This is a genomic window from Thermobrachium celere DSM 8682 (assembly GCF_000430995.1).
GTDB classification, from domain to species: Bacteria; Bacillota; Clostridia; order Clostridiales; family Caloramatoraceae; genus Thermobrachium; species Thermobrachium celere.
In genome coordinates this window covers 2,721-3,190 of sequence record NZ_HF952017.1, presented here as the reverse complement: position 1 = coordinate 3,190, position 470 = coordinate 2,721, and the positions used below count along the sequence as shown (strand labels likewise).

The following is a 470-nucleotide window of genomic DNA, read 5'->3' as shown; positions in this document are numbered from 1 at the left end:
GTAACAGGAAAAATAATAAAGACTGAAAAACATCCTAATGCAGATAAATTAACCATATGCCAAGTAGATGTGAAGGATGAAGTTTTACAGATAGTAACTGGTGCAGATAACATTAAAGAGGGTGATATTGTACCTGTTGCTTTACATGGTTCAACCCTTCCAGGAGGAGTAAAAATAAAGAAAGTTGGTATTAAAGAAGGGCTACTGCTTTGTAATGCTATGCATATAACTGCAAGTGTGTTCATAAATGATGATGAGTCCGGTCTACACCATGATTTTGAAGTTTGGCTAGAAAAGTTAGCACCAGAGAAGCCATATAGCCAATACAAGCATAATGGATTTGAAGATAACGCAGATGCTCATCTTAAAAGAACAATTATGGGAAGAGAAGTTGTGGTAGCCATCACAAACGGTAAGTTAGATTTAGGACCATGGGAGCAAATTTTCTATGGTGAATTTGATGGAATGAG

General features: G+C 36.4%; 1 protein-coding gene. It reads left to right on the top strand.

Features of this window, described 5'->3' with window-relative positions; translation table 11 throughout:
- Positions 1–470, top strand: a 470-nt coding sequence (locus TCEL_RS14010) for a secondary thiamine-phosphate synthase enzyme YjbQ (RefSeq protein WP_242823429.1), incomplete at both ends; no start/stop codon positions are given.